Annotated in this window: 21 protein-coding genes, 1 tRNA gene and 3 pseudogenes; 12 read left to right on the top strand and 13 right to left on the bottom strand. The window is 71.1% G+C overall.

What is annotated here, in order from left to right; all coding sequences use genetic code 11:
* Nucleotides 1-13 precede the first annotated feature (13 nt).
* Both cheD and LRS14_RS25520 read right to left on the bottom strand, forming a co-directional pair.
* A complete protein-coding gene (gene cheD, locus LRS14_RS25525) occupies nt 14-745 on the bottom strand; it encodes a chemoreceptor glutamine deamidase CheD (RefSeq protein ID WP_083440621.1) in 732 nt (243 codons plus the stop codon).
* Nucleotides 746-758: 13 nt separating this feature from the next.
* Nucleotides 759-1628, bottom strand: a complete 870-nt coding sequence (locus LRS14_RS25520) for a CheR family methyltransferase (protein WP_257801598.1) — start codon at nt 1626-1628, stop codon at nt 759-761.
* A 161-nt stretch (nt 1629-1789) separates the two neighbouring features.
* On the opposite strand from LRS14_RS25520, the pseudogene LRS14_RS30450 reads away from it, so the two are divergent.
* From LRS14_RS30450 to LRS14_RS25505, 3 genes and pseudogenes are all read left to right on the top strand, one after another.
* Nucleotides 1790-2544, top strand: a pseudogene (locus tag LRS14_RS30450) (GGDEF domain-containing protein).
* Between the two features lie 6 nt (nt 2545-2550).
* Nucleotides 2551-3321, top strand: a complete 771-nt coding sequence (locus LRS14_RS25510) for a MinD/ParA family protein (protein ID WP_046113715.1) — start codon at nt 2551-2553, stop codon at nt 3319-3321.
* On the top strand, nt 3321-3722 hold the full coding sequence (locus LRS14_RS25505; RefSeq protein WP_257801597.1) for a group II truncated hemoglobin: 402 nt from the start codon (nt 3321-3323) through the stop codon (nt 3720-3722). The genes LRS14_RS25510 and LRS14_RS25505 overlap by 1 nt, the downstream gene beginning before the upstream one ends.
* A gap of 181 nt (nt 3723-3903) precedes the next feature.
* Here the strand turns inward: LRS14_RS25505 and LRS14_RS25500 are convergent, their stop codons facing one another.
* Both LRS14_RS25500 and radC read right to left on the bottom strand, forming a co-directional pair.
* Complete coding sequence (locus LRS14_RS25500) at nt 3904-4533, bottom strand: Smr/MutS family protein (RefSeq protein WP_046113716.1); 630 nt, start codon at nt 4531-4533, stop codon at nt 3904-3906.
* Nucleotides 4530-5207 carry a DNA repair protein RadC gene (gene radC, locus LRS14_RS25495; protein ID WP_257801596.1) on the bottom strand — a complete coding sequence of 226 codons (678 nt, stop codon included), beginning with the start codon at nt 5205-5207 and terminating at the stop codon, nt 4530-4532. The genes LRS14_RS25500 and radC overlap by 4 nt, the downstream gene beginning before the upstream one ends.
* A 56-nt stretch (nt 5208-5263) precedes the next feature.
* Here radC and LRS14_RS25490 point away from each other — a divergent pair, with 56 nt between their 5' ends.
* The 8 genes from LRS14_RS25490 (at nt 5264) to LRS14_RS25455 (ending at nt 12492) form a co-directional block, all read left to right on the top strand.
* Nucleotides 5264-5707 carry a peptidylprolyl isomerase gene (locus LRS14_RS25490; protein ID WP_046113718.1) on the top strand — a complete coding sequence of 148 codons (444 nt, stop codon included), beginning with the start codon at nt 5264-5266 and terminating at the stop codon, nt 5705-5707.
* Complete coding sequence (gene ispH / locus LRS14_RS25485) at nt 5707-6681, top strand: 4-hydroxy-3-methylbut-2-enyl diphosphate reductase (protein ID WP_257801595.1); 975 nt, start codon at nt 5707-5709, stop codon at nt 6679-6681. Before LRS14_RS25490 ends, ispH begins: the two co-directional genes overlap by 1 nt.
* Before the next feature lie 106 nt (nt 6682-6787).
* Complete coding sequence (gene serS / locus LRS14_RS25480) at nt 6788-8083, top strand: serine--tRNA ligase (protein WP_046113720.1); 1296 nt, start codon at nt 6788-6790, stop codon at nt 8081-8083.
* A 57-nt stretch (nt 8084-8140) separates the two neighbouring features.
* A tRNA-Ser gene (locus tag LRS14_RS25475) sits at nt 8141-8231 on the top strand.
* Between the two features lie 114 nt (nt 8232-8345).
* Entirely contained in the window at nt 8346-9302 is a 957-nt protein-coding gene (locus tag LRS14_RS25470; protein ID WP_257801594.1) for a CvpA family protein, read from the top strand.
* A 105-nt stretch (nt 9303-9407) separates the two neighbouring features.
* Nucleotides 9408-10907: a PAS domain-containing sensor histidine kinase gene (locus tag LRS14_RS25465; protein ID WP_257801593.1), complete on the top strand. Its 1500-nt coding sequence runs from the start codon at nt 9408-9410 to the stop codon at nt 10905-10907.
* Nucleotides 10907-11686 (top strand): response regulator, encoded by a 780-nt coding sequence (locus tag LRS14_RS25460; protein WP_198156956.1) that lies wholly within the window; start codon nt 10907-10909, stop codon nt 11684-11686. Before LRS14_RS25465 ends, LRS14_RS25460 begins: the two co-directional genes overlap by 1 nt.
* Nucleotides 11686-12492, top strand: coding sequence for an enoyl-CoA hydratase/isomerase family protein (locus LRS14_RS25455; protein WP_257801592.1), 807 nt, complete (start codon nt 11686-11688; stop codon nt 12490-12492). Before LRS14_RS25460 ends, LRS14_RS25455 begins: the two co-directional genes overlap by 1 nt.
* On the opposite strand, the gene LRS14_RS25450 is transcribed toward LRS14_RS25455, so the two are convergent.
* The 6 genes and pseudogenes from LRS14_RS25450 to LRS14_RS25425 form a co-directional block, all read right to left on the bottom strand.
* The gene (locus LRS14_RS25450; RefSeq protein ID WP_257801591.1) at nt 12479-13681 is read right to left on the bottom strand and encodes a tetratricopeptide repeat protein; all 1203 of its coding nucleotides are present in this window, start codon (nt 13679-13681) and stop codon (nt 12479-12481) included. The genes LRS14_RS25455 and LRS14_RS25450 overlap by 14 nt on opposite strands.
* 104 nt (nt 13682-13785) lie before the next feature.
* Nucleotides 13786-14703 carry a hydroxymethylglutaryl-CoA lyase gene (locus LRS14_RS25445; RefSeq protein WP_257801590.1) on the bottom strand — a complete coding sequence of 306 codons (918 nt, stop codon included), beginning with the start codon at nt 14701-14703 and terminating at the stop codon, nt 13786-13788.
* Nucleotides 14700-16703, bottom strand: coding sequence for an acetyl/propionyl/methylcrotonyl-CoA carboxylase subunit alpha (locus LRS14_RS25440; protein ID WP_257801589.1), 2004 nt, complete (start codon nt 16701-16703; stop codon nt 14700-14702). Before LRS14_RS25440 ends, LRS14_RS25445 begins: the two co-directional genes overlap by 4 nt.
* Before the next feature lie 22 nt (nt 16704-16725).
* Complete coding sequence (locus LRS14_RS25435; protein WP_257801588.1) at nt 16726-17520, bottom strand: enoyl-CoA hydratase/isomerase family protein; 795 nt, start codon at nt 17518-17520, stop codon at nt 16726-16728.
* Nucleotides 17521-17537: 17 nt separating this feature from the next.
* Nucleotides 17538-19146, bottom strand: a pseudogene (locus LRS14_RS25430) (carboxyl transferase domain-containing protein).
* 3 nt (nt 19147-19149) lie between these two features.
* On the bottom strand, nt 19150-20325 hold the full coding sequence (locus tag LRS14_RS25425) for an isovaleryl-CoA dehydrogenase (protein ID WP_046113728.1): 1176 nt from the start codon (nt 20323-20325) through the stop codon (nt 19150-19152).
* A gap of 94 nt (nt 20326-20419) precedes the next feature.
* On the opposite strand from LRS14_RS25425, the gene LRS14_RS25420 reads away from it, so the two are divergent.
* Nucleotides 20420-21439 (top strand): AraC family transcriptional regulator, encoded by a 1020-nt coding sequence (locus LRS14_RS25420; RefSeq protein ID WP_257801587.1) that lies wholly within the window; start codon nt 20420-20422, stop codon nt 21437-21439.
* Nucleotides 21440-21467: 28 nt separating this feature from the next.
* Here the strand turns inward: LRS14_RS25420 and LRS14_RS25415 are convergent, their stop codons facing one another.
* From LRS14_RS25415 to LRS14_RS25405, 3 genes and pseudogenes are all read right to left on the bottom strand, one after another.
* Nucleotides 21468-21752, bottom strand: a complete 285-nt coding sequence (locus LRS14_RS25415) for a type II toxin-antitoxin system RelE/ParE family toxin (protein ID WP_257801586.1) — start codon at nt 21750-21752, stop codon at nt 21468-21470.
* Nucleotides 21753-21762: 10 nt separating this feature from the next.
* Nucleotides 21763-21984, bottom strand: a pseudogene (locus LRS14_RS25410) (type II toxin-antitoxin system ParD family antitoxin); the annotation flags it as partial.
* Between the two features lie 136 nt (nt 21985-22120).
* Nucleotides 22121-26899, bottom strand: coding sequence for a PAS domain S-box protein (locus LRS14_RS25405; RefSeq protein ID WP_310740873.1), 4779 nt, complete (start codon nt 26897-26899; stop codon nt 22121-22123).

Here is a 26899-nt window from a genome sequence, read left to right as displayed (position 1 = left end):
AAGGCCGCCGTCGTCAGAACAGGTCGACCGAGCCCCCGCCGCTGTTGACCGGCAGGGTCTTCTGCGCGGCACCACGTTCCTGGGCGATCAGCGCATCGGGGTTGGTCAGGGCCATGCGCTTGACCATCGCCTTGCCGCTGGCCGGCAGCAGCACCACCTTGCGCGGAAACACGTCCATCACGTCCTTGCTGACGACGGGGATGCGCTCGGTCTTCAGGTAGTCCAGCACGAAGGCGGTGTTGCGCTCGCCCACGTTGATGCTGTTGATGCCGCTGACCACCGCGCCGCCGCCGAAGACCTTGGCCTCCATCGACATCCGGTTGGCGCCGCGCTTCATCATCTCGTTGATCAGCAGCTCCATCGCGAAGGAGCCGTAGCGGCCGCTGTCGTTGGCGCCGCCGCCGTCGGGCAGCATGAAGTGGTTCATGCCGCCGATGCGGCGCTCGCGGTCCCACAGGCAGGCGGCGATGCACGAGCCCAGCGTGGTCATGATGAGGATGTCCTCGTCGTACACGAAGTACTCGCCGGGCAGCACCTTCACCGCCACGTTCTTGAAGTGCGATTCGTAGAAGAAGAACGAGGCCTCGCCCGGCTTGCGCGGCTGGGCCTTGAGCTTGGCCAGCTGCGCGCCGGCCACGGTGGACACGCCGGGCGCCAGCCCCGCGTTGGGCTGGATGCCGGGTGTCACGGGCGGCTTGCGCAGCGCCAGGGATGGCGCGCCCGCGGTGGAGTGGGGCAATGACATGGGACGTCGTTCCTCAGAGCCGTTCGTAGATCGTCTTGCCACGCAGGCGGAACAGGTCGCGCGACTCGGAGAAGTTTTCCGAATGGCCCACGTACAGCAGGCTGCCGGGCTTCATCACCGCGTGGGTGCGTTCCAGCACGCGGCGCTGGGTGGGGGCATCGAAATAGATCATCACGTTGCGGCAGAAGACGAGGTCGAAAGGCTCGCCGAACTGCCATGAGATCGACATCAGGTTGAAAGTCTTGAACTCGATCATGCGGGCCAGCTCGGGCTTGACCCGCATCAGCCCGGCGTTCTGGCCGGTGCCGCGCATGAAGTGGCGCTTCAGCCGCTCGGGCGTCAGGCCGCGGGCATTGGCGTCGTAGACGCCGCGGCGCGCGGTGTCCAGCACCTTGGTGTCGATGTCGGTGGCGGTGATCTTCACGTTGGGGCTGCTGCCCAGCGTCTCGGCCACCGTCATGGCGATGGTGTAGGGCTCCTCGCCGGTGGAAGCCGCGTTGCACCAGATGCGCAGCGGCCGGCCGGCGCGCTCGCGCAGGTCCAGCGCCAGCGCATCGAAGTGATGCGACTCGCGGAAGAAAGAGGTCAGGTTGGTGGTCAGGCAGTTCACGAACTCCTGCCACTCGCTCTCGGCGGCCGCGCCGGTGTGCTGCTCCAGCCATTGCAGGTAGCCGCTGAAGGACGGATGGCCGGTCTCGCGCAGGCGGCGGCACAGCCGGCTGTACACCATGGCCTGCTTGCCCTCGTGCAGGCTGATGCCGGCGCGCTGGTAGATCAGCTGGCGCACGCGCTCGAAGTCGGCCTTCTCGAACGGGAATTCCTGGTCGGCGCGGCCGGTGGCGAAGGCCTCGGCCTGGCGTGAGGGGAGTGCGACGGTGTTCATGAGTGTGTAAGGCGCGAAAAGGCGCCCGCGGGCCCGGAGCAGCTGCGGTGCGCGCCAGTCTCGGAGGCTGCCGGGCGCTGCGGAGGCCGGAACAGGGGCGGGTTTGTAGTGCTTATCGGCAGGAAATCGACAAAGTGAGCACTAGACTTCGCCACCTGAAGATGACCGTGACCGCCTTGATACCGCGCCAGCCCCAGAGCCCGCCGTCCCTGCTCGATGCCGGACTGCAGCTGGACGCCGCCCTGTCGCTGCTGCGGCAGGCCGGGCGCGACGACCTGCCGGGTGAGCCGGGCAGCACCGAATGGCTGCAGTCGGTGATCGACGCGCTGTGCGACCTGTCGGTGCGCGACGCCCTCACCGGCCTGGCCAACCGCCGCCACTTCGAGATGGCGCTCGGCCGCGAGGTGGACCGCGTGGCCCGCTCCGGCGAGCCGGCGTTGCTGCTGGTGCTGGACATCGACCACTTCAAGCAGGTCAACGACACCTTCGGCCATGCCGCGGGCGACGTGGTGCTGAAGTGGGTGGCCGAGGTGCTGGGCGAATGCGTGCGCCCGATGGACACCGTGGCCCGCGTGGGCGGCGAGGAGTTCGCGATCATCCTGCCCAATTGCCCCCCGCCTTCGGCCCCACCGTGGCCGAGCGCGTGCGCCGCCGCATCGAGCGCGACCCCGTGGCCATCCGCGCCGAAGCCGGCTCGGTGCACCGGCTGCCCATCACCGTGAGCGTGGGCGGTGCCTTCGCGCCGCAATGGGTGCGCTCCACCGCGCTGCTGTGGATGGAACGGGCCGACGTACAGCTCTACCGTGCCAAGGCCGAGGGGCGCAACCGCTTCTGCCTCGAGCCCGTGGCGGTGTCCCTCGTCAGCGCCGAAGAAAAAGGGATGCTGTTCGGCGGCTCCCAGTTCCAGGACCTGTAAGCGCGCATGACCACACCCACTGCCAAGCAGGCGCGCATCACGGCCGTTACCAGCGGCAAGGGCGGCGTCGGCAAGACCTTCGTCTCGGCCAACCTGGCCGCCGCCTGCGCGCAGCGCGGCGAGAAGGTGCTGGTGCTCGATGCCGACCTCGGCCTGGCCAACCTGGACGTGGTGCTGAACCTCGTCCCCAAGATCACGCTGCACCACGTGTTCACCGGCGAACACACGCTGGCCGAGGCCACGCTGCCCGCGCCGGGCGGCTTCTCGGTGCTGCTGGCCGGCTCGGGCATGGTGGAGTATTCGCGGCTCACACCCGAGGTGCGCGACAAGCTCATCGAGGTGGTGGACACCGTCAAGCCGCTGTACGACCGGGTGATCCTGGACACCGGCGCCGGCATCTCCGACGTGGTGCTCTACACCGTCTCGCTGGCCGACGAGGTGCTGGTGGTGGCCACGCCCGAGCCCACTTCGCTGACCGACGCCTACGCCACCATCAAGGTGCTGGCCACCACGCAGGGCCGGCGCCACATCCGGCTGCTGGCCAACCAGGCCGGCCGGCCCGGCGAGGGCCGCGGCATCTGCAAGCAGCTGCAGCTGGTGGTGGACCGCTACGTGAGCCCGGGGCTGGATGCCGCGCTGCAGCTGGAGTTCATGGGCGAGGTGCCCAGCGATGCCAGCGTGCGCGATGCGGTGCTGCGGCGCGAGCTGCTGCTCGAAGCCTTCCCGGGTTCGGCCGCGGCCCAGGCCATCGTCGCGCTGGCGGCGAAAATGGCCTGATGGACATCGAAGAACCCGACGCACCCACGGCTTTCACCCTGCTCGGCGGCGAGCCCGGCGTGCGCGCGCTGGTCGACCGCTTCTACGACCTGATGGACCTGGAGCCGGCCTACGCCGGCCTGCGCAGCCTGCATCCCACCACGACGGAAGGCTCGCGCGACAAGCTCTTCTGGTTCCTGTGCGGCTGGCTGGGCGGCCCGAACCACTTCATCGACCGTTTCGGCCACCCGATGCTGCGCGCCCGGCACCTGCCGTTCGCCATCGGCATCAGGGAGCGCGACCAGTGGATGGCCTGCATGGTGCAGGCGATGGAAGAGCTGGCCATCGAGCCGGCGATGGCCGAGCGGCTGGGCAAGGCGCTGGCGGGTACGGCGGACTGGATGCGCAACAAAGGCGGGTGATGTCAGCACCCGGCGTCACGGGGACGTGACGCCACCCTCCGGAGAGGGTGCCGAGGCCGCTTGGGAGCGGCCCGGCGCGGCCTCGGCGGGGCAGCACCCGGCGTCACGGGGACGTGACGCCACCCTCCGGGAGGGTGCCGAGGCCGCTTGGGAGCGGCCCGGCGCGGCCTCGGCGGGGCTCTCAGGTCGACTTCGGCGCCAGCAGCACCACCAGCGCCCCATGCCCGCCTTCACTCGCGCGGGCCGAGACGAAGGCCTGCACCAGCTGGTTCTGCACCAGCCAGCCGCGCACCTTGCCCTTGAGCACCGGCGTGCGGCCCGGGCTGCCCAGGCCCTTGCCGTGCACCACGCGCACGCAGCGAAAGCCCGCGGCCTGCGCCTCGTGCAGGAAGTCGCCCAGCTGCTCCCGCGCCTCGTCGCGGCGCAGGCCGTGCAGGTCGATCTGCGCCTGGATGGCCCACTGGCCGCGGCGCAGCCGGCGCGGCACGTCGGCGCCCACGTGGTGGCGGCGGTAGCTCAGGCCCTCGTCGGTTTCCAGCAGCGACTCGACGTCGAACTCGTCCGACAGCGCCTGCCGCAGCGCGGCGGCCTCGTCCAGCTCGCGCTGGCGCGGGTGCGGCTGCGGCCGCGGCGGCAGCACGGTCACGCGGCCGCTGTCGCGCAGCGGCACCACGCCGGCCACGCTGCGCTGGAACAGGTTGCGCTCGCGCGCCAGCCGCGCTTCCTCGGCGCGGCGCTCGGCGGCCTCGCGCTCGGCCTGCTGCAGCGCGGCCTTCAGCGGACCCAGGGCCTTGAGGTCGGTGAGCTTCACAGCAGCCCCCGTTCGGCGAACGAGACCACGTGGTCACGCGCGACCACCAGGTGGTCGAGCACCCGCACGTCCACCAGCCGCAGCGCGCTGCTCAGGTTCTGCGTCAGCAGCTCGTCGGCGCGCGAGGGCTCGGCCAGACCGGAGGGATGGTTGTGCACCAGCACCACCGCCGCCGCATTCAGCGCCAGCGCACGCTTGACCACCTCGCGCGGGTACACGGTGGCCTGGCTCAGCGTGCCGCGGAACATCTCTTCCAGGCCGATCAGGTGGTGGCGGGCGTCAAGGAACATCAGCGCGAATACTTCATGGGGCAGGCCGCCCAGCTGCAGCCTGACATAGTCCTTCACCGCGGCCGGGCTCTCGAACACCGGCCGCTCGGCCAGCCGTTGCGCCATCGACCGGCGGGCGATCTCGAGCACCGCGGCCAGTTCCGCCCGCTTGGCGTCGCCGCCCAGGCCCTTGACCGTCTTCAGTTCGGCCAGCGTCGCCTGCATCAGCCCGGGCAGGCCGCCAAAGCGCTGCAGCAAGGCCTGCGCCATGGCCAGCACGCCCTGGCCGGCGGTGCCGGTGCGCAGCAGCAAGGCCAGCAGTTCGGCATCGGCCAGCGACGCCGGGCCACGGGCCAGCAGCTTCTCGCGCGGGCGCAATTCGGCGGGCAAGTCCTTGAGTGACATGGGCAAGAGGGCGCGGCCCGTAAAATCGCGGCCCAGTCTATCGCCCGTGAGTCGCCGTGACCGCCATCGCAGAAGGGTCGTTCCTGACCTTGCACTACCGCCTCGCCGGCCCCGACGGCGCGGACATCGTCAACACCTTCGCCGAGAAGCCCGCCACCCTGTCGCTGGGCACCGGCGAGCTGTCGCCCGCGATGGAAGCGCGCCTGATCGGCCTGGAAGAGGGCACCCGCCAGACCTTCGAGCTGGCCCCGGGCGAAGCCTTCGGCGAGCGCAACCCCGAGATGCTGCAGCGGGTCAAGCGCTCGCTGCTGCGCGAGCTGGGCGACCCCGACGCGGTGTACCGCCGCGGCGACGTGGTGCAGTTCCCCACGCCCGACGGCCAGGGCGCCTATGCCGGCGTCATCCGCGAGGAGGGCGACGACTGGCTGCTGTTCGACTTCAACCACCCGCTGGCCGGCCTGCCCGTCACCTTCGAGGTGTCGGTGATCGGGGTGCTGTGATGAGCGAGCCGCAACAGCATGACGTGCTGCTGGCCGAGCCGCGCGGCTTCTGCGCCGGCGTGGACCGCGCCATCGAGATCGTCGAGCGCGCGCTGCTGAAGTTCGGCGCGCCCATCTACGTTCGCCACGAGATCGTGCACAACACCTACGTGGTGAACGACCTCAAGGCCAAGGGCGCCATCTTCATCGAGGACCTGGCCGACGTGCCGCCCGGCGCCACGCTGGTGTTCAGCGCGCATGGTGTGTCGCAGGCGGTGCGCCAGGAGGCGCACGAGCGCGGCTTCAGCATCTTCGACGCCACCTGCCCGCTGGTGACCAAGGTGCACGTGGAGGTGGCCAAGCTGCACAAGGAGGGCTACCAGTTCATCATGATCGGCCACAAGGGGCACCCCGAGGTGGAAGGCACGATGGGCCAGCTCAGCGAAGGCATCTTCCTGGTGGAAGACGTGGAGGACGTGGACCGCGCGCCCGTCACCCGGCCGGACAAGCTGGCCGTGGTGACGCAGACCACCCTGAGCGTGGACGACGCCGCCGAGATCCTGGCCGCGGTGAAGCGCCGCTTCCCGCTGGTGAAGGAGCCCAAGCAGCAGGACATCTGCTACGCCACCCAGAACCGCCAGGACGCGGTCAAGGTGCTGAGCCCGCAGGTGGACGTGGTGATCGTGGTGGGCAGCCCCACCAGCAGCAACAGCAACCGCCTGCGCGAACTGGCCGAGCGCCTGGGCACGCCGGCCCACATGGTCGATGCCGCCAGCGACCTGCAGCCTGAATGGTTCGAAGGCCGCACCCGCGTGGGCCTGACTGCCGGCGCCTCGGCGCCCGACATCCTGGTGCAGCAGGTCATCGCCCGCCTGCGCGAGATGGGTGCGGTGGCCGTGCGCAAGATGGACGGCGTGCAGGAGACCATCCGCTTCCCGCTGCCGATGGGCCTGGGCGACAAGTCGATGGCCGAGGTGGCCGCCTCCCGATCTTGAGCGGCGCGGCCGCCTGTGCGCGGCCGGACCGCTCGCCGCCGCGGACCAGCCGCGGTGCCGGCCGCGCTGCAGCGGCCTGAAAGCCATCAGTCCCAAGGATTTCGTCATGCTCGACATCAACCAGCTTCGCCGCGACCTCGACGGCACCATCGCCCGGCTCGAGGCCCGCAAGAACCCGCAGCCCTTCCTCGACGTGGAGCGCTTCTCGTCGCTGGAAGGCGAACGCAAGCGCCTGCAGACGCGCACCGAGGAGCTGCAGGCCAAGCGCAACAGCTTCAGCAAGCAGATCGGCCAGGCCAAGGGCCGCGGCGAGGACACCGCGCCGCTGATGGCCGAGGTGGCCGCCATCGCCGACGAGCTGAAGGCCTCGGCCGACCGGCTGGAAGTGATCCAGGCCGAGCTGCAGTCGATGCTGATGGGCGTGCCCAACGTGCCGCACGAGAGCGTGCCCGTGGGCGCCGACGAGACCGGCAATGTGGAGGTGCGCCGCTGGGGCACGCCGCGCGAGTTCGGCTTCGCGGTGAAGGACCACGTCGACATCGGCGCGCCGCTGGGGCTGGACTTCGAGACTGGCAGCAGCCTGTCGGGCTCGCGCTTCAGCTTCCTGCGCGGGCCGATCGCGCGGCTGCACCGGGCGCTCGCGCAGTTCATGCTGGACCTGCAGACGACCGAGCACGGCTATACCGAGTGCTACACGCCCTACATCGTCAACCGCGAGATCCTGGAAGGCACCGGCCAGCTGCCGAAGTTCAAGGAAGACATGTTCTGGGTGCTGCGCGGCGGCGACGAGGAGCAGGCCGAGCAGTACCTGATCAGCACCTCGGAGATCTCGCTGACCAACACCGTGCGCGGCCAGATCCTGGACGCCGCGCAGCTGCCCATCAAGCTCACCGCGCACAGCCCGTGCTTCCGCAGCGAAGCCGGCAGCGCCGGCCGAGACACGCGCGGCATGATCCGCCAGCACCAGTTCGACAAGGTGGAGATGGTGCAGATCACCACGCCCGAGCAGAGCTACGCCGCGCTGGAGCAGATGGTCACGCATGCCGAGGCCGTGCTGCAGAAGCTGGGCCTGCCGTACCGGGTGCTCACGCTGTGCACCGGCGACATGGGCTTCAGCGCCGCCAAGACCTACGACCTGGAGGTGTGGGTGCCGGCGCAGGGCACTTACCGCGAGATCAGCTCGTGCTCGAACTGCGAGGCCTTCCAGTCGCGCCGCATGCAGGCCCGCTTCCGCAATGCCCAGGGCAAGCCCGAGCTGGTGCACACGCTCAACGGCTCGGGCCTGGCGGTGGGCCGCGCGCTGGTGGCGGTGCTCGAGAACTACCAGCAGGAAGATGGCTCGGTGGAGGTGCCCGAGGTGCTGCGGCCCTACATGAACGGCCTGGCGGTGTTGCGCGCCTGACGCCGTGCGGTATACTGCGCGGCTTCGCTGACCACAGCGAGACCACACAAGATACCCGGAAAGGTGGCAGAGTGGTCGAATGCGCCGGACTCGAAATCCGGTGTACGGTTATGCCGTACCGTGGGTTCGAATCCCACCCTTTCCGCCAAAACAAACGTTGAACGACGTTGATCTTCCAAGAGCCGCCCCTCATCGGGCGGCTTTTTTGCCCGCGCCGGCCGTGGCGGCCGCGGCCGGGTACTGCAGTTGCCGCGCAGGGCGCATGAACCTTGCCGATGCCCTGATCTGCCTCGTGGTGCTGGCCAGCGTCTTCGTGGGCTGGCGGCGCGGCTTCGTGCTGTCGGCGGTGGAGCTGCTGTGCCTGGTGGCCGCGGTGCTGGTGGCCTTCGTGGGTTACGCGCCGCTGGCGGTCTGGCTGGGTGCGCAGCAGGCCGCGCTGGGCGTGTGGGCGGCGCCGGCGAGCTTCCTCGGGCTGTACATCGTCGCGCGCATCCTGCTGGGCGCGGTGGCGCAGGCGGTGCTGCGGCGGGTGCCGGCGCCGGTGCATGGCCATGGCGCCAACCGGGCGCTGGGCATGCTGCCTGGCACGGCTAACGGGCTGATCAACGCCACCGTCGTGGCGATGCTGCTGCTGGTGATGCCGTTCTCCGACCGCGTGAGCACCGCGATGCGCGACAGCCTGCTGGCCGAGCGGCTGGCAGCCCCGGCGGAATGGGTGGAGGCCCGGCTCGGGCCGATCTTCGACCCGGCGGTGCAGCAGACGCTGAACAAGCTGACGGTGCGCCCGGGCTCGCGCGACACGGTCAAGCTGCCCTTCGCCGTGACCGATCCCCGCCCGCGGCCGGACCTGGAAGCGCAGATGCTGGTGCTGGTGAACCAGGCGCGCCAGCGGCAGGGCCTGAAGCCGCTGGCCGCCGATCCGGCCGCCACCGAGGTGGCCCGCGCCCATTCGCGCGACATGTTCGCCCGCAGCTACTTCTCGCACATCACGCCCGAGGGCCGCGATCCCTTCGACCGCATGCGCGCCGGCCAGCTGCGCTACCTGGCCGCGGGCGAGAACCTGGCGTTGGCGCGCACGCTGGGCATGGCCCACCAGGGCCTGATGGACTCGCCGGGCCACCGCGCCAACATCCTGCGGCCGGCCTTCGGCCGCGTGGGCATCGGCGTGCTGGACGGCGGCCGCCACGGGCTGATGGTGACGCAGAACTTCCGCAACTGAGCGCCGCGGCGGCACGGTGCGCCAAGCGGGGATGGCCCCTGCCCACTGGCCACTGGGGCTGTTAACCTGCACCGGCGCACCCAGCGCTGCTGTCAAGGAGTACGCATGCAGCGAGACCTGCCTGCAGGCCAGAGCTATGAGCGTCTGTGGCGAGAGGAATCGCCCGATGCGCTGGTGGTGCTCTCCGTCCAGGGCGAGGTGATGCTGTGGAACCGCATGGCCGAGGTGATCTTCGGCTACACGCCCGCGCAGGCCGAGGGCCGGCTGCTGACGGACCTCATCGTGCCGGCCGACCGCATCGACGAGGAACTGGCCGCCCGCCGGGACGCCGAGGCGCAGGACGTGCTGCTGCGCGCCGCCCTGCGCTGCCACCGGGACGGCCGCCTGCTGTACGTGGACATCGGCCTGCGCAGCCTGGCCTCCCAGGCCGGCCCCGGCGGCTTCGTGATGAGCTGCAAGGACGTCACCACCTTCAAGGTGGCGCGCGATGCGCGGCAGGTGGAGCAGCGCTACCGCGACCTGCTGGAGTCGGTGCCCGACGCCATCATCATCGTCAACCAGGGCGGGCGCATCGTGCTGTTCAACGGCCAGGCCGAGCGCATCTTCGGCTGGAGCCGCACCGAGATGGTGGGCGCCTCGATGGAGATGCTGCTGCCGCAGCGCTACCGCAGCGCGCATTTCGGCCACCGCATGCGCTACCACCGCGCGCCGCAGCTGCGCAACATGGGCGCCGGGCTGGAGCTGTACGGCCTGCGGCGCGACGGGCAGGAGTTTCCGGTGGAGATCAGCCTGAGCCCGCTCACCAGCGAGGACGACGACCTGGTGATGAGCGCCATCCGCGACATCAGCGAGCGCAAGCAGACCGAGACCGCGCTGCAGAAGATGAATGCCGAGCTGCGCGTGGCCAACCAGGCCAAGGACCGCTTCCTGGCCACCATGAGCCATGAGCTGCGCACGCCGCTGAACGCCATCCTCGGCTTCACCGGCATCCTGCTGATGCGGCTGCCGGGCGAGATCAATCCCGAGCAGGAGCACCAGCTCGGCATCGTCAAGAGCAGTGCCGAGCACCTGCTGTCGCTGATCAACGACCTGCTGGACCTGGCCAAGATCCAGGCCGGCATGTACCGCCTGTCGCCGGAGTTGGTGGACGTGGGCGCGCTGCTGCAGGAGGTGCATGCGCAGCTGCAGCCGCTGGCCCAGGCCAAGACGCTGGCGCTGGAGGTGAGCGTGCCGCGCGAGCCGCTGCTGCAGCAGGCCGACCGCCGCGCGCTGCGGCAGATCGTCATCAACTTCGTCAACAACGCCATCAAGTTCACCGACCGCGGCAGTGTGCGCATGGCCGCCGGCGCGGCGCAGCCCGCGGACGCCGCCGGCCCCGCCTGGCGGGTGGACGTGGTGGACGACGGCATCGGCATCAGTGCCGAGGACCAGGCCCGGCTGTTCGCCGCCTTCACCCAGGTGGGCGACCCGCGGCGGCGGCCCGACGGCACCGGCATGGGCCTGCATGTGTGCGCCACCCTGGCCACGCTGATGGGCGGGCGCATCGAGGTGGAGAGCCAGCCGGGGGCTGGCAGCCGCTTCTCGCTGGTGATGGAGCGCTGCTGATGGCACGCATCCTGGTCATCGAGGACCATGCGGTGAACCTGGCATTGATGACCTACCTGCTCAAGGCCTACCAGCACGAGGTGATCGGCGCCATCGACGGCGAGCAGGGGCTGGCGCTGGCGCGCGAGTCGGTGCCCGACCTGGTGCTGCTGGACGTGGAGCTGCCGGGCATGAGCGGCATCGACGTGGCGCGTGCGCTGCGGGCCGACGTGCGCACCGCGCATGTGCCGCTGCTGGCGGTGACGGCCAGCGCCATGCGCGGCGACCGCGAGCGGCTGATGTCGATGGGCTTCGACGGCTATGCCTCCAAGCCCATCGATCCCAAGACCTTCAATGGCTGGATCGAAGGCTTCCTGCGGCCTGCCGCCGCGCCCGGCGATGCCGGCCAGCCGCTGCTGCTGGTGGTGGACGACGTGCCGGCCAACCTGCTGCTCAAGCGCAGCTGCCTGGTGCCGCTGGGCTTCCGCGTGCTCACCGCCCACCGGCCCGACGAGGCCCTGGCGATGGCGCGCTACAACCCGCCGGACCTGATCCTGTCCGACGTGGGCATGCCGGAGGGCGGCGGCTTCGACTTCATCCAGCAGGTCAAGCAGGTGCCGGCGCTGCGCGACGTGCCCTTTATCTTCATCACCTCCACCCACCACGATTCGGTGATGGAGCAGCAGGCCCTGGCCCTGGGCGCCACCCGCTACCTGATGCGGCCGCTGTCACCGGAGCAGCTGGTGGCCGAGGTGCGTGCCTGCCTGCGCCGGCCGCCCGCGCCGGCCCAGAATGGCTGATGGACGATGAACCCAATCACCCGCCGGAAGCCGGCCCGCCGCAGCTGCGGATCGACAAGCCCTCGCACATTGCCACGCTGAGCCTGCGCCGGCCGGCACAGCGCAACAGCCTGACCGACGACGACCTGCATGCACTGCTGGACGCCATCGCGCAGGTGGATGCCGAGCCGGCGGTGCGCGTGCTGGTGCTGCGGGCGGACACCACCGGCCAGCCGCGGCCGGTGTTCAGCGCCGGCTACCACGTGGGCGGCTTCGACCAGGGCGACCACGGTCCGCAGCTGTTCGAGCGGGTGCCCGAGGCGCTGGAACGTGCCCGTCCGCTGACGCTGTGCGCGATGAACGGCAGCGTGTACGGCGGCGCCACCGACCTGGTGCTGGCCTGCGACCTGCGCCTGGCGCTGGCCGGTACCGAGCTGCGCATGCCCGCCTGCATGCTGGGCCTGCACTACTACCCCAGCGGCCTGCGCCGCTACGTCAACCGGCTGGGGCTCAACCTGGCCAAGCGCGCCTTCTTCACCGGCCAGGCGCTGCCGGTGCAGCTGCTGGCCGATGCCGCGCAGCTCTTCGAGCAGGTGGTCGATGCGGCGCATTTCGACGCCGCGGTGCAGCAGCTGGCCACGCGACTGGCCGGCCTGGCGCCGCTGGCCGCGCAGGCCACCAAGCAGTCGCTCAACGAGATCGCGGCCGGCCGCTACGACGAAGCGCTGCTGCGCCGGCGCGAGGCGGCCACCATGGCCAGCGCCGATTTCGCCGAGGGCCGCGCGGCCTTCGCGGCGCGGCGGCCGCCGCGGTTCAGCGGGCGTTGAAGCGTTCCAGCTTGGCGGCGTAGATCGCACGCTGCTGGCTGTTGCCGCTGGCGTCCCGCGCGGCCTGCAGCGCGCGCTGCGCCTGCGGCGGGTTGCCCAGGCCCAGCCAGGCGATGGCCAGCCCGTGGTGGCAGGGCGCGCCGCAGCCGCCGCGGTCGATCTCCCGCTGGAAGAGGCTGCGCGCGGCGCCGAAGTCCTGCTGGTGCAGCGCCGCCATCGCCCGGTCATAGGAGCGCAAGGGTGGCTCGGGCTCGATCGCGGCCAGCCGTGCGGCCACCGCGGCCGCCTCGTCGCTGCGGCCCTGGGCCAGCAGCGCCATGCGCAGGTTGTCCAGCGCGTCGCGGTGCTCGGGCGCGCGGGCCAGCACCGTGCGCAACAGCGCCTCGGCCTCGGCCGGCAGGCCGCCGCGCAGGTACACCACCGCCAGCGTGTTGCGCGCCGGCTCGAAGCCTGGCGAATGCCGCAGCGCCTCGCGTGCATGCGCATGCGCCTCGGGCAGGCGGCCCTGCGCCAGGGCCTCGGCGGCGCGGTTGTTCATGAACATGGCCAGCACCATGGCTTCGGAGATGGGCTGGCGCTTCTGGCCAAGCAGGTCTTCGCCCGGCAGGAAGTCCACCGTCAGGAAGGCCTGCAGGTCGTAGCGGCTGCCGGCGTCGCGCAGCGGCCGGCCCAGCGTCAGGTTGACATGGCCGCTGGTGAACAGCAGGCCGCCTTCGCGGGTGTAGGCGGGCTCCGCCTGCACCAGGTTGTAGGTGACGGCCAGGCCCTGCGCCCTGGCCAGCGCCGCCGTCATGATGACCAGAGACAGGCAGTTGCCGGCCCGTGCCTCGAAGGCCTGCGCCGCGGTGCGGGTGATGGTCGCGTCGTACTCCAGCCGCAGGTCGCCGCGGGTGTTCAGCGCCTGCACCAGCGCCGCGGGTTGCCGTTGCTGCGCCGGGCGCGGCAGGCTTCCGGCCAGGTACTGCCGCATTGCCGGGCTGAGGGCGAACACCTCCTCCGCGCTGATGGGCATGCTGGCCGGGGTGAAGCGGGCATCGGCAGGCGGCGCCGGGGGCAGGGCGCCGGGCGGCGTGCTGGCGCAGCCGGCCAGCGCGGCCACGCTGGCCGCCAGCCAGCACAGCGGCCGCAGCCGCCGCCAGGCCGGCAGCGGCAGCAGGTTCCACGGGGCAGGGCGCGCGGTGGCTGGCATGGCAGCTCCGGAGTGGCGGACGACCCGGCCACGCTACGCCTGCGCGGCAGGCGCGGCAAGCGTGCCACCCCTGAACCGGGCCGCCGCGGTGTGCCGCGGGGCCGTCAGCCCGCGCGCTTGGCCAGCAGCGCGCGCGCGACGCGGGACTGGCTGGCGCGGCCCAGCACCTCGCTGATCCACGCGCCGGCATCCACCAGCGCATCCAGGTCGATGCCGGTGTGCGCGCCCAGGCCGTGCAGCAGGTACACCACGTCCTCGGTGGCCACGTTGCCGGTGGCGCCCTTGGCATAGGGGCAGCCGCCCAGGCCGGCGATCGAGCTGTCGAAGCTGCGCAGCCCGAACTGATACGAGGCGAACACGTTGGCCACGCCCATGCCGTAGGTGTCGTGGTAGTGGCCGGCCAGCTGCGCCACCGGGATGTTTGCGGCCACCGCTTCCAGCATGCGCTGCACCGTGGCCGGCGTGCCGGTGCCGATGGTGTCGCCCAGCGAGACCTCGTAGCTGCCCAGCTCAAACAGCCGGCGCGCCACCTCGGCCACCTGCTGCGGCGCCACCGGCCCTTCATACGGGCAGGCGATCACGCAGGACAGGTAGCCGCGCACCCGCACGCCGTCGCGCCGCGCGGCTTCGAACACCGGCTCGAAGCGGGCGATGGATTCGGCGATGGAGCAGTTGATGTTCTTCTGCGAGAAGGCTTCCGACGCGGCGGCGAATACCGCCACCTCCTTCGCGCCCGCGGCCACCGCGGCCTCGTAGCCCTTCATGTTGGGCGCCAGCACCGGGTAGTTCACCGGCTGCGGCGTGGCCGGCAGGTCGTGCAGGCCGGCCATGATGGCGGCATGGTCGGCCATCTGCGGCACCCACTTCGGCGAGACGAAGGAGGTGGCCTCGATATTGCGCAGGCCGGCCAGGGCCAGCTTGCCGATGAGCTCGAGCTTGGTGGCCGTGGTCACCACCTGCTTCTCGTTCTGCAGGCCGTCGCGCGGGCCGACTTCCACGATGCGGACCTGGTTCGTCGTCATGGCGCCACCTCGAATTCCACCAGCTCCACGCCGTCGGCCACCTGCTCGCCGGGGGCGCAGCGGTAGGCCTTCACCGTGCCGTTGGCCGGTGCGGTCAGGGTGTGTTCCATCTTCATCGCCTCCATCACCAGCAGCGGCGTGCCCTTGTCGACGGTGCTGCCGGCCGGTGCCAGCAGCGCGATCACCTTGCCGGGCATCGGCGCGCGCAGGCCGCCGTGGGCGTCGTCGCCCTGGCCGCCGGTGTGCAGCGTGTCCACCCGCACCAGCGCATGGGTGTGCCCGTCTAGGAACACATGCCGGCGTTCACCGGCGATCACCACCGCCGCATGCAGCCGGCGCTCGCCGAGCTGCGCATGCAGCTTGCCGCTCTTGCCGCCGTCACGGCCCAGCTCGCCGCGGGCCAGCACCGGCGCGCCGCCGTCCAGCGTGAGCTGCCAGCCGCCCGGCACGCTCACCACGCCCACGCTGCGCTGCAGCTCGCCGCGGCGCAGCCGCAGCTCGCGCGCGCCCTGGCCGTTGAGGCGCCAGCCGTCCAGCGCGTCCCACGGCGATGCGGTGGCCGCCCGCCGCGCCTGGGCCGCGGCCTCGTGCAGCAGCTCAGCCAGCGCGGCCAGCAGCCAGGCCTCGTCGGGCGGGTCGGTGGCTTCGGGGAACAGGAAGGCGGCCTCGCGTTCGATCAGCCCGGTGTCGAGGTCGGCCTGGCTGAAGGCCGGGCAGGCGGCCAGCCGCGCCAGGAACTCGATGTTGTTGGCCACGCCCACCACGCGGTACTGGGCCAGCGCGGTGCGCAGGCGGGCCAGCGCCAGGTCACGGTCCTGGTCCCACACGATGAGCTTGGCGATCATCGGGTCGTAATGCGGCGTGATCTCGTCGCCCTGCTCCACGCCGGTGTCGATGCGCACATGCTCGCCCTCGGCCGGCGGCGCCAGGTGGATCAGGCGGCCGGTGGAAGGCAGGAAGCCCTTGTCCGGGTCTTCGGCATAGATGCGGGCCTCGATGGCATGGCCATCGATCTGCAGCTGCTCCTGCGTCAGCGGCAGCGGCTGGCCGGCGGCCACGCGCAGCTGCCACTCCACCAGGTCCAGCCCGGTGATCATCTCGGTGACCGGGTGCTCCACCTGCAGCCGGGTGTTCATCTCCATGAAGTAGAAGCTGCCGTCCTGGTTGGCGATGAACTCCACCGTGCCGGCGCCCACGTAGCCCACGGCCCTGGCGGCTTCCACCGCGGCGCGGCCCATGGCGGCGCGGCGCTCCGGCGTCATGCCGGGCGCGGGCGCTTCCTCCAGCACCTTCTGGTGGCGGCGCTGCACCGAGCAATCACGCTCGAACAGGTACACCACGTTGCCCTGGGTGTCGCCGAACACCTGGATCTCGATGTGCCGCGGCTTGAGCACGTACTTCTCCACCAGCACGTTGGCGTCGCCGAAGGCATTGGTGGCCTCGCGCTGGCAGCTGGCCAGCGCGGCGATGAAGTCCTCCGGCTTGTCGACCCGGCGCATGCCCTTGCCGCCGCCGCCGGCGCTGGCCTTGATCAGCACCGGGTAGCCGATGCGGCCGGCCTGCTCGGCCAGGAATTGCGGGTCCTGGTTGCTGCCGTGGTAGCCGGGCGTCAGCGGCACGCCGGCCTTTTCCATCAGCGCCTTGGCGGCCGACTTCAAGCCCATGGCGCGGATGGCCGAGGCCGGTGGGCCGATGAAGGTGATGCCGGCGGCGGCACAGGCTTCGGCGAATTCCTCGTTCTCCGACAGGAAGCCGTAGCCCGGGTGCACCGCCTGCGCGCCGGTGTCCTTGGCCACCTGCAGGATGCGGTCGGCCACCAGGTAGCTCTCGCGCGCGGCGGCCGGGCCGATCAGCACCGCCTCGTCGGCCAGGCGCACATGGCGGGCATTGGCATCGGCCTCGGAGTACACCGCCACGGTGGCGATGCCCATGCGGCGCGCGGTCTTGATGACGCGGCAGGCGATCTCCCCGCGGTTGGCGATCAGGATCTTGGTGAACATGGGCTTGAAGCTCCTGATGGCTTTATTCGGCTGCGGCCGGCTTCCAGGCCGGCGCGCGTTTGTCGAGGAAGGCACCCAGGCCCTCCTTCGCTTCGGGCGTGGCGCGCAACTCGGCGATGCGCCGGGCGGTGTCCTCGATCAGCGCCGCTTCCACCGGCCGGTGGGCCACCGCGCGGATCAGCGCCTTGGAAGCCGCCTGCGCCTTCGGGCCGCCGGCCAGCAGCGCATCCACCACGGCCTGCACCGCGGCGTCGAGCTGCTCGGGCTCGGCCACCTCGTGCACCAGCCCCAGCTCGCGGGCGCGGGAGGCGCTGATGCGCTCGGCGGTCTGGAAATAGCGGTAGGCCTGGCGCTCGCCGATGGCGCGCACCACGTACGGGCTGATCACGCCGGGCAGGATGCCCAGCCGCACTTCCGAGGTGGCGAACGATGCGGCGGTAGAGGCCACGCAGATGTCGCAGGCCGCGGCCAGGCCCATGCCGCCGCCCATGGCCGCGCCCTGCACCCGGGCGATCGTGGGCGTGCGGCATTCGGCCAGCACGCGGAACAGCTCGGCCAGCCGGCGGGCATCGGCCAGGTTGTCCTCGGTGCTGGCGGCGCCCTGGCGCTTCATCCAGTTCAGGTCGGCGCCGGCCGAGAAGCTCTTGCCGCGGCCGGCCAGCACGATCACGCGCACCGCCTCGTCGGCGTCCAGCGCCTGCAGCGCGCCGGTCAGTTCGGCGATCAGGCTTTCGTCGAAGGCGTTGTGCACTTCGGCGCGGCTCATCCACAGCCAGGCCACCGGGCCCTGGTGGGAGATGTCTATGCAAGTGGGCATCGTCGTCACTCCCGCCATCACATGCGGAACAGGCCGAAGCGCGTGGGCGCGATCGGCGCATTCAGCGCGGCGGCCAATGACAGGCCCAGCGTGCGCCGCGCCTGGGCGGGGTCGATCACGCCGTCGTCCCACAGCCGCGCGGTGGCGTAGTAGGGGTGGCCCTGGTCCTCGTACTGCTGGCGGATCGGGGCCTTGAAGCGCTCTTCCTCTTCCGCGGCCCACTGGCCGCCCTTGGCCTCGATGCCGTCGCGCTTGACGGTGGCCAGCACGCTGGCCGCCTGCTCGCCGCCCATCACGCTGATGCGTGCGTTGGGCCACATCCACAGGAAGCGCGGGCCGAAGGCGCGGCCGCACATGCCGTAGTTGCCGGCGCCAAAGCTGCCGCCGATCACCATCGTCAGCTTGGGCACCTGCGCGGTGGCCACGGCGGTGACCATCTTGGCGCCGTCCTTGGCGATGCCGGCGTTTTCATACTTGCGGCCCACCATGAAGCCGGTGATGTTCTGCAGGAACACCAGCGGCACGCCGCGCTGGGCGCACAGCTCGATGAAGTGCGCGCCCTTCTGCGCCGATTCACCGAACAGGATGCCGTTGTTGGCCACGATGCCCACCGGCATGCCATACAGGCGCGCAAAGCCGGTGACCAGCGTGGCGCCGTAGCGGGCCTTGAACTCGTCGAACCGCGAGCCGTCGACCAGCCGCGCGATCACCTCGCGCACGTCGTAGGGCTTGCGGGTGTCGGCGGGGATCACGCCGTACAGCTCGGCGGGGTCGTACAGCGGCTCTTCGCTCGGCTCCAGCGTCACCGTGTCGGGCTTGCGGCGGTTGAAGCTGGCCACGATGCGGCGCGCCAGGTACAGCGCATGGCCGTCGTTCTCGGCCAGGTGGTCGGCCACGCCGGACACGCGCGTGTGCACGTCGCCGCCGCCCAGGTCCTCGGCGCTCACCACTTCGCCGGTGGCGGCCTTCACCAGCGGCGGGCCGCCCAGGAAGATGGTGCCCTGGTTCTTCACGATGATGGCTTCGTCGCTCATCGCCGGCACGTAGGCGCCGCCCGCGGGTGCAGGAGCCCATCACGATGGCCAGCTGCGGAATGCCCTGGGCCGACATGTTGGCCTGGTTGAAGAAGATGCGGCCGAAGTGGTCGCGGTCGGGGAACACCTCGTCTTGATTGGGCAAGTTGGCACCGCCCGAGTCCACCAGGTAGATGCAGGGCAGGTGGTTGGCCTCGGCGATCTCTTGCGCCCGCAGGTGCTTCTTCACCGTCATCGGGTAGTAGGTGCCGCCCTTCACCGTGGCGTCGTTGGCCACGATCATGCATTCCTGCCCCTGCACGCGGCCGATGCCGGTGATGATGCCGGCCGCCGGCGCGGCACCGTCGTACATGCCGTGCGCGGCCATCTGGCCGATCTCCAAAAAGGGCGTGCCCGGGTCCAGCAGCTGCTGCACGCGGTCGCGTGGCAGCAGCTTGCCGCGGGCCAGGTGCTTCTGGCGCGCGGCCTCGTCGCCGCCCAGTGCGGTGCGGGCCACCTGCGCGCGCAGGTCTTCCACCACCTCGCGCATGCGCTGCGCGTTGGCCTTGAACTCGTCGCTGCGGGTGCTGATCTGCGATTGAAGGGCTTGCATGGCTTACATCGTCTCGGCAAACAGCTCGCGGCCGATCAGCATGCGGCGGATCTCGCTGGTGCCGGCGCCGATCTCGTACAGCTTGGCGTCGCGCCACAGGCGGCCGGTGGGGTACTCGTTGGTGTAGCCCACGCCGCCCAGCGTCTGGATGGCTTCGCCGGCCATCCAGGTGGCCTTCTCGGCGGTGTAGAGGATGACGCCGGCCGCGTCCTTGCGCAGCGTGCGGCTGTGATCCTCGCGGTCGCAGGCCTGGCCCACCGCATAGGCATAGGCGCGGCAGGCCTGCCAGGTGGTGTACATGTCGGCCAGCTTGCCCTGCATCAGCTGGAACTCGCCGATGCTCTGGCCGAACTGCTTGCGCTCGTGCACGTAGGGCGTCACCACGTCCATGCAGGCGGCCATGATGCCCAGCGGCCCGCCGCTGAGCACGGCGCGCTCGTAGTCCAGGCCGCTCATCAGCACCTTCACGCCGCCGCCTTCGGCGCCCAGCACGTTCTCGGCCGGCACCTCGCAGTTGTCGAAGAACACGGGCCAGGTGTTGCTGCCGCGCATGCCCAGCTTGTCCAGCTTCTGGCCGAAGCCCAGGCCCTTGAAGCCCTTCTCGATGATGAAGGCCGTCATGCCCTTGGCGCCGGCCTCGGGCTCGGTCTTGGCGTACACCACCAGGGTGTCGGCATCGCCGCCGTTGGTGATCCACATCTTGCTGCCGTTGAGCACGTAGCGGTCGCCGCGGCGCTCGGCGCGCAGCTTCATGCTCACCACGTCGGAGCCGGCGTTGGGCTCGCTCATCGCCAGCGCGCCCACGTGCTCGCCGCTCACCAGCTTGGGCAGGTACTTCTGCTTCTGCTGCGCGGTGCCGTTGCGGTGGATCTGGTTCACGCACAGGTTGCTGTGCGCGCCGTAGCTCAGGCCCACCGAGGCGGAGGCCCGCGACACCTCCTCCATCGCCACCATGTGCGCCAGGTAGCCCAGGCCGGTGCCGCCGTATTCCTCGCTCACCGTCATGCCGTGCAGGCCCAGGTCGCCCAGCTTCTTCCACAGGTCGGCGGGGAACTGGTTCTCGCGGTCGATGTCCGCGGCGCGCGGCGCGATCTCGCTGGCGGCGAAGGATTGCACCGTGTCGCGCAGCATGTCGATGGTTTCGCCGAGCGCGAAGTTGAGTCCGGGCAGCAGGTTCATGGGCAAGGTCTCCGAGGGTTCTGCCGGCAGGATAGGCCAGGCGCGGGCCGCCCATCGGCCACAATGGTTGCAAAAGCTGCCACCTGCACCCCCCGTGAAATCCCGCGCTGTCACGCCCATCGCCTTCGTGCACGCGCTGCTGCTGGCGTACCAGCGCCATGGCATCGATCCCAACGACGCACTGCGCAAGGCGCAAATCACGCCAGCGATGCTGCGCCGCAGCGACAGCCGCATCAGCGCCGAGCAGATGGAGCAGGTGAGCGAAGCCGCCATGCGCGAGCTGGACGACGAGGCGCTGGGCTGGTGGCAGCGCCGCCTGCCCTGGGGCAGCTACGGCCTGCTGGCCCGCGCCAGCCTGACCGCGCCCGACCTGCGGGTGGCGCTCAAGCGCTGGTGCCGCCACCACCGGCTGGTGTGTGACGACGTGGCGCTGGCCCTGGAGGCCGACCGCCAGCAGGCCACCATCATGCTGGCCGAGCACAGGCCGCCGTGGCCCGGCACCCGGGAGCTGTGCCTGGTGACCACGCTGCGCAACATCCACGGCTATGCCAGCTGGCTGGTGGACTCGCGCATACCGCTGCGCAGCGTGCAGTTCCCGTTCGCGCGGCCGGCGCATGCCGATGCCTATCCGTGGATGTTCGGCTGCGAGCCGGTGTTCGATGCGCCGGTGGCTGCCTTCACCTTCGATGCGCAATACCTGGCACTGCCGGTCAAGCGCGACGAACGCGCCGCGCGGCTGATGCTGCAACGCGCGCTGCCGCTGACGGTGCGCCTGTACCGGCGCGACCGGCTGCTGGTGCAGCGGGTGCGCGAGCTGCTGGCGCGCGAGCCGGCGGCGATGGTGAATGCCGACGCGCTGGCGGCGGCGCTGAACGTCTCGGTGCGCACGCTGCACCGGCAGCTGCAGGGCGAGGGCGCCTCGCTGCAAGCGCTGAAGGACGAGGCCCGGCGCGCGCATGCGCTGGAGCTGCTGGCGCGCACACAGCGGCCCATCAAGCAGGTGGCGCAGGCGGTGGGGTTCAACAGCGAAAAGAGCTTTGCGCGCGCTTTCCGCGGCTGGGTGGGGCAGTCGCCGAGCGAATGGCGGAGGGCGGGGCCCTCGGGGCGGGGGTGATGGAGGTCGGCGCTCGGGCGGTTGGCGTTCAGACTTGGCCGGCGAGGCTCATCCGCTGCTGGAGTATCCGCACCACGGCGACGGACGTGACCTGGTCGCGATAGACGATGACTTGCGAGCCGACGAGACAGAGCCTGTGCGTGTCGGGCAGGCCTGGCGCGCGATGGCCGAGGGCCGGCTGGCGCCCGATGAGCTGCAGGGCGCCGTTGATCTTGTCCCGGTACGCATGAAGCTGGCTTTCGCCCCAGGTCTCCCCCGTGTAGCGCAGGATGTCGATGAAGTCGCGCCGCGCGCGCGGCGACAGCACCAGCATCCGGCCACGGTCAGGGGAGGACATCCGGGTCCATCGGCTTCCCGCTGTGCATGTCGGCCACCGCCGCCCGGGTGATGTCCTCCAGCGACTTGGACGTGTACGGGATGCCTTCGCCGCGCTCGAGCTCGTCGTCGCCCTTCTTGATGGCGGCATGCCAGGCCTGCACGCGCAGCCCTTCAGCCTGCATGCGGCGCAACGCATCCCGAATGACTTCCGTCGCGTTGCCGTAGAAGCCCCCGGCGACCTAGCCCTTGATGAGGGTCTCCATTTCGGCCGACAAATTGATGTGCATGGTCACAGTAAAACCTCCTGTGCAGATGTACACACCATATCCATGGCATGGATACCTGGCTGGGCCTGTGGCCGACTCATCCCCCCGCCGCCAACATCTCCCTCAGCCGCGCACTCATCACCTCCATCGAGAACGGCTTGGTGATCATCTGCATGCCCGGCTCCAGGAAGCCGTTGGCCACGGCGGCGTTCTCGGCATAGCCGGTCATGAACAGCACCTTCAGGTCGGGCCGGTGCACCCGGGCCGCATCGGCCATCTGGCGGCCGTTGAGGCCGGGCAGGCCGATGTCGGTCACCAGCAGGTCGATGGGCTGCGGGCCCTGCAGCATCGCCAGGCCGGCCACGCCGTCGGCGGCTTCCAGCGCGCGGTAGCCCAGCTCCTGCAGCACGTCCACCACCAGCGCGCGCACCACGGCCTCGTCTTCCACCACCAGCACCACCTGGCCGCCGTCGCTCAGGTGGTCGATGTCGGCGGGGCGGCTGGGCTCGATGTCGTCGGCCTGGCCGAGGTGGCGGGGCAGGTAGAGCTTGACGGTGGTGCCGTGGCCAGGCTCGCTGTAGATCTTGACGTAGCCCTCCGACTGCCGCGCGAAACCGTAAATCATCGACAGCCCCAGCCCGGTACCCTGGCCGATGGGCTTGGTGGTGAAGAAGGGCTCGAAGGCACGGGCCAGCACATCGGGCGTCATGCCGGTGCCGGTGTCGCTGACGCCGATGCACACGTACTGCCCGGGCGCGATGTCGCGGATGCGCACCGCATAACTGGCGTCCAGGCTGGTGTTGGCGGTCTCGATGGTCAACCGGCCGCCGCCCGGCATGGCGTCGCGCGCGTTGATGCACAGGTTGAGGATGGCGCTTTCCAGCTGGTTGGCATCGCACATCGTCAGCCACAGCTCGGGCGCCAGCATCAGCTCCAGCGTCACCGCCTCGCCCAGCGTGCGGCGCAGTAGGTCTTCCATCGACGCCACCAGCGGATTGGCCGCCACCGGCCGCGGGTCCAGCGGCTGCCGGCGCGAGAAGGCCAGCAGCCGGTGCGTCAGCGCCGCCGCGCGCTGGGCCGAGGCCATCGCGCCGTTGATGAAGCGGTCCAGGTCGCTGCTGCGGCCCTGCAGCAGCCGGCGCTTGATGAGGTCGAGCGAGCCGGTGATGCCCTGCAGCAGGTTGTTGAAATCGTGCGCGATGCCACCGGTGAGCTGGCCCACGGCTTCCATCTTCTGCGACTGGCGCAGCGCCTCCTGCGCCTCCTCCAGCTGGGCCTGGCGCTGGCGTTCGGCGGTGACGTCGCGGCCGGTGGCCACGAAGCGGCCGGTGCCGGGCTCGGGCGACAGCGTCCAGGCCATCACCCGCCAATCGCCCTCGATGGTGGCCACGCGGTTCTCCAGCCGCACCGGCTGGCCGCTCTCGCGCATGCGGGCCAGGGCCTCGTGCAGGGCGGGCAGGTCGTCGCGGTGCACCAGCGCGCTCAGAGGCTGCAGCATCAGCTGCGCATGGGCATGGCCCAGCTGCCGCGTCCACGAGGCGGACACCCGCTGCAGCTGCCCCTGCGCATCGGCAATGGCCAGCAGGTCCTCGGTCAGCGCCCACACCTGGTCGCGCTCGCGGGTGCGCTCCTCCACGCGGGCTTCCAGCGTCTCGTTGTCGCGCTGGGTGGCGCGGAACAGGCGGGCGTTGTCGATGGCGATGGCCGCCTGCGCGGCCAGGCCGCAGGCCAGGCGCTCGGCACGTTCGGTGAACACGTCGGCGTCCGGGTGGCCGAACATCAGGCAGCCCAGCACGTCGCCGGAGCGGGCCACCACCGGCACCGCCAGGTAGCTGCGCACCGGCAGATGGCGCTCGGGCATGCCGGCATGCGGCCAGTTGCGGCCGTAGCGTGGGTCCTGGGTGATGTCGGCCGAGCGGATGACGCCATCGCCGCGGAAGGTGGGCGCGAACACCTCGGTGGGCCGCGGCATGCCGAACTGCTCGAAGTCGCTGCGCTTGGCGCCTGACAGCGCATACAGCATGAAGCGCTCGTTCTGCTCGTCGCGCATGGTGTAGAAGAAGGCGCCGTAGCGCGCGGCGGTGAGCGCGGTGCCGGCGTCCACCACGCGCTGCACCAGGGTGTCGATGTCGAAGTCCTGCGCCAGCAGCGCGGCGGTGCGGTTCAGCGTTTCCAGCGCATGGGTCTCGTCGCGCAGCGCCTGCTCGGCGCGGGCGCGTTCCACCGCGTCCCAGATGCGGGCGGCCACGTCCTCGATCAGCGCCACTTCCTCGGGCGTCCAGTGCCGCGCCTCGTGCTGGGCCACGTAGAAGATGGCGCGCAGCTCGCCGTCGCCGCGCAGCGGCACCGCCACCAGGCTGTCCACGCCGAAGCGTTCCAGCACCGGCTGCATGCCTTCGGCGGTGATGTCCTCGCACACGGTGGTGCGGCCCTCGCGCCAGTGCGCCACCGGCGCCTCGCCGAAGGTGTCCAGCGGCCAGGTGCGGTGGTCGGCGGTGCGGCCGTCGGTCTGCTCGGCATCCACCACGATGCACTCGGCCTGCAGCCGGCCCAGGCCGGCGCGGTGCGCACCGAGGAAGCCGCGCAGCATCTGCAGCGCATCGGCCAGCAGCGACTGCGGCTCGCCGGAGGGCCGCAGCCGGTCCGCCAGGTCCAGCAGCAGGGCCTGCCGCGCCTCGGCATGCTTGCGCGCGGTGATGTCGATGGCGGTGCCGATGGCGCGCACGCAGCGGCCGCCTTCGTCGAACAGGCCCTTGCCCTTGGCGGCCACCCAGCGCAGCACGCCGTCGTCGATGCCGACGGTGCGGTACTCCACGTCGTAGCTGCTGCGCTGGGCCGGGTCCATCGCGGCGGCAAAGGCGGCCATGGTGGCCGCGCGGTCGTCGGGATGCAGGCCGCTCTCGAACACCGCCAGCGAGGCCGGCTTGCCCGGCGCCAGCCCGAACATCGCCGCGGTGCGCGGCGACCACACCAGCTCGCGCGTCTCGGTGTCCAGGTCCCAGGTGCCGATCTCGGCGGCATCGGTGGCCAGCAGCAGCGATTGCCGGCTGGCCTCCAGCTGCTCGCTGGCCTGGCGCCGCTCGGTGATGTCGTAGCACACGCCCAGGTAGCGCAACTGGCCGGTGGGCGGATCGGCCACCACCTCGCCGCGACGCGCCAGCCAGCGCATGCGGCCGTCGTCGGCGCGGCGGATGCGGTATTCCACATAGGCCAGCCGCTGCGGCGTGGGGTCCGGGTCCACCGCCAGCAGCGGCACGTCGTCGGGATGCACCAGCGCCACCAGCTGCGCCACCGTCACCCGCGGCGTCTCGGGCAGGCCCCACAGCGCGCAGAAGGAGGCCGACACCGCCACCTCGCCGCGATGGGGGTACAGCTCGAAGCTGCCGATGCTGCCGGCGCGCTGGGCGATGTGCAGCCGCTCCTCGCTGATGCGCAGCGCATCCCGCGCGCGGGCGCGCTCGGCGGCCAGCCGCAGGCGCTCGCTCACCTCGCGCAGCAGCACCACGTCGTCGCTGGTCCACTGGCGCGGGCTGCTGTCGGTGACGAACACCACCGTGCCTTCGGCGCCCTGCGGCATCGGCGAGACGGGCGACACCGGCACCAGCATCAGCGCGCCCACCTGCCAGTGCGCATGGCGGGCCGCGCCGCCGGCGGTGCGCGGGTCGGCCCGCACGTCGTTCACCACCACCGGCGTGCCGGCGCGCACCGCGGCATCCAGGCCTTCGCCGTAGTCGGCCAGCGCATGCAGGCCCACGGCGGAGGCCACGCTGCCGTCGGTCCAGTCGTGGTCGATGTGCAGCTGCCAGTGTTCGTCCAGGTGGCCGAAGCCCACGCGGCTCACGTCCAGCAGCTCGCCCAGCCGGGCCGCGACGGTGCGCGACACCGCGGCCACGGCGCCCGCCTCGTGCAGGCTCTCGCTCAGCTCGAACAAGAAGTTCTGCCGCAACTCGGCCGCGCGTTGCTGCGTGCGGTTGCGCAGCACCTTCACGAAGCCCAGCGCCTGCCCGCCGTCGCCGCGCAGCAGCGTCATCTGGCCCGAAGCCCAGATGCGGCTGCCGTCGCTGCGCACGCGCCAGCCTTCCTCCACCGACGGGTGGCCGGCCAGTGCCGAGGCCATCTCGCGCTCGATGCGGCCCACCGCCAGGTCCTTGGGCGTGAAGCAGCGGTGCAGGGTGTGGCCCAGCATGTCTTCCTCGCGCCAGCCCAGCATGCGGCGCGCGCCTTCGTTCCAGCGGGTGACGCGGCCCTGCGCGTCCAGCGCGACGATGGCGTAGTCGGTGGCGCTGTCCACGATCTGGCGGTGCCGGGCCTCGGCCTCGCGCAGCTGCTGCTCGGAGGCATGGCGCTCCAGCACCATGGCGGCCGTCTGCGCGGCCAGGGCGAAGGCATCCAGCTCGTCGGGCTGCGGGTCGTGCGCCTGGCGGAAGAAGCCGACCAGCATGCCCAGGGGCCGGCCGTCCGCCGCGAGGATGGGCTGGGCGCACCAATGCAGCAGGCCGTAGCGCCGGGCGGCATGCTGGGCATCGGGCCACAGCGGCTGTTGCTGGCTGTCGCCGCGGGCCAGGCGCGGCGCCTCGGCCAGCAGGCCGGCCAGGGTGCTGCCCGGGGCCAGCGCGGCAGGGGCCGACAGTGCCTCGCGCACCGCCGGCGGCAGGCTGGGCGCGGCCCCGACCCGCAGCTGCCCGGCCGCAACCACCAGCACGCAGGCCTTGGTGGGCACCGGCGCGCCGGCCTCCAGCTCGCAGGCCAGGGCTTCCAGCACCTGGGGCAGCGGCACGCCGGCGGCAATCTGCGCCAGCACCCGGCGTTCTCCGTCCAGCAGCGCCAGGGTGGTGCTGCGGGGTCCGGTGGGTACGACTTCAGGCGAGGCGGACAT

Source organism: Aquincola sp. J276, from assembly GCF_024700035.1.
GTDB classification, from domain to species: Bacteria; Pseudomonadota; Gammaproteobacteria; order Burkholderiales; family Burkholderiaceae_C; genus Aquincola; species Aquincola tertiaricarbonis.
This window is presented reverse-complemented; position numbering and strand designations above follow the sequence as displayed.

Bases quoted from the DNA above. Each gene is read 5' to 3' on its own strand.
- cheD (WP_083440621.1), bottom strand. From the start codon at position 745: ATGTCATTGCCCCACTCCACCGCGGGCGCGCCATCCCTGGCGCTGCGC.
- LRS14_RS25520 (WP_257801598.1), bottom strand. From the start codon at position 1,628: ATGAACACCGTCGCACTCCCCTCACGCCAGGCCGAGGCCTTCGCCACC.
- LRS14_RS25510 (WP_046113715.1), top strand. From the start codon at position 2,551: ATGACCACACCCACTGCCAAGCAGGCGCGCATCACGGCCGTTACCAGC.
- LRS14_RS25505 (WP_257801597.1), top strand. From the start codon at position 3,321: ATGGACATCGAAGAACCCGACGCACCCACGGCTTTCACCCTGCTCGGC.
- radC (WP_257801596.1), bottom strand. From the start codon at position 5,207: ATGTCACTCAAGGACTTGCCCGCCGAATTGCGCCCGCGCGAGAAGCTG.
- ispH (WP_257801595.1), top strand. From the start codon at position 5,707: ATGAGCGAGCCGCAACAGCATGACGTGCTGCTGGCCGAGCCGCGCGGC.
- serS (WP_046113720.1), top strand. From the start codon at position 6,788: ATGCTCGACATCAACCAGCTTCGCCGCGACCTCGACGGCACCATCGCC.
- LRS14_RS25470 (WP_257801594.1), top strand. From the start codon at position 8,346: ATGAACCTTGCCGATGCCCTGATCTGCCTCGTGGTGCTGGCCAGCGTC.
- LRS14_RS25465 (WP_257801593.1), top strand. From the start codon at position 9,408: ATGCAGCGAGACCTGCCTGCAGGCCAGAGCTATGAGCGTCTGTGGCGA.
- LRS14_RS25460 (WP_198156956.1), top strand. From the start codon at position 10,907: ATGGCACGCATCCTGGTCATCGAGGACCATGCGGTGAACCTGGCATTG.
- LRS14_RS25455 (WP_257801592.1), top strand. From the start codon at position 11,686: ATGGACGATGAACCCAATCACCCGCCGGAAGCCGGCCCGCCGCAGCTG.
- LRS14_RS25450 (WP_257801591.1), bottom strand. From the start codon at position 13,681: ATGCCAGCCACCGCGCGCCCTGCCCCGTGGAACCTGCTGCCGCTGCCG.
- LRS14_RS25445 (WP_257801590.1), bottom strand. From the start codon at position 14,703: ATGACGACGAACCAGGTCCGCATCGTGGAAGTCGGCCCGCGCGACGGC.
- LRS14_RS25440 (WP_257801589.1), bottom strand. From the start codon at position 16,703: ATGTTCACCAAGATCCTGATCGCCAACCGCGGGGAGATCGCCTGCCGC.
- LRS14_RS25435 (WP_257801588.1), bottom strand. From the start codon at position 17,520: ATGCCCACTTGCATAGACATCTCCCACCAGGGCCCGGTGGCCTGGCTG.
- LRS14_RS25425 (WP_046113728.1), bottom strand. From the start codon at position 20,325: ATGAACCTGCTGCCCGGACTCAACTTCGCGCTCGGCGAAACCATCGAC.
- LRS14_RS25415 (WP_257801586.1), bottom strand. From the start codon at position 21,752: ATGCTGGTGCTGTCGCCGCGCGCGCGGCGCGACTTCATCGACATCCTG.
- LRS14_RS25405 (WP_310740873.1), bottom strand. From the start codon at position 26,899: ATGTCCGCCTCGCCTGAAGTCGTACCCACCGGACCCCGCAGCACCACC.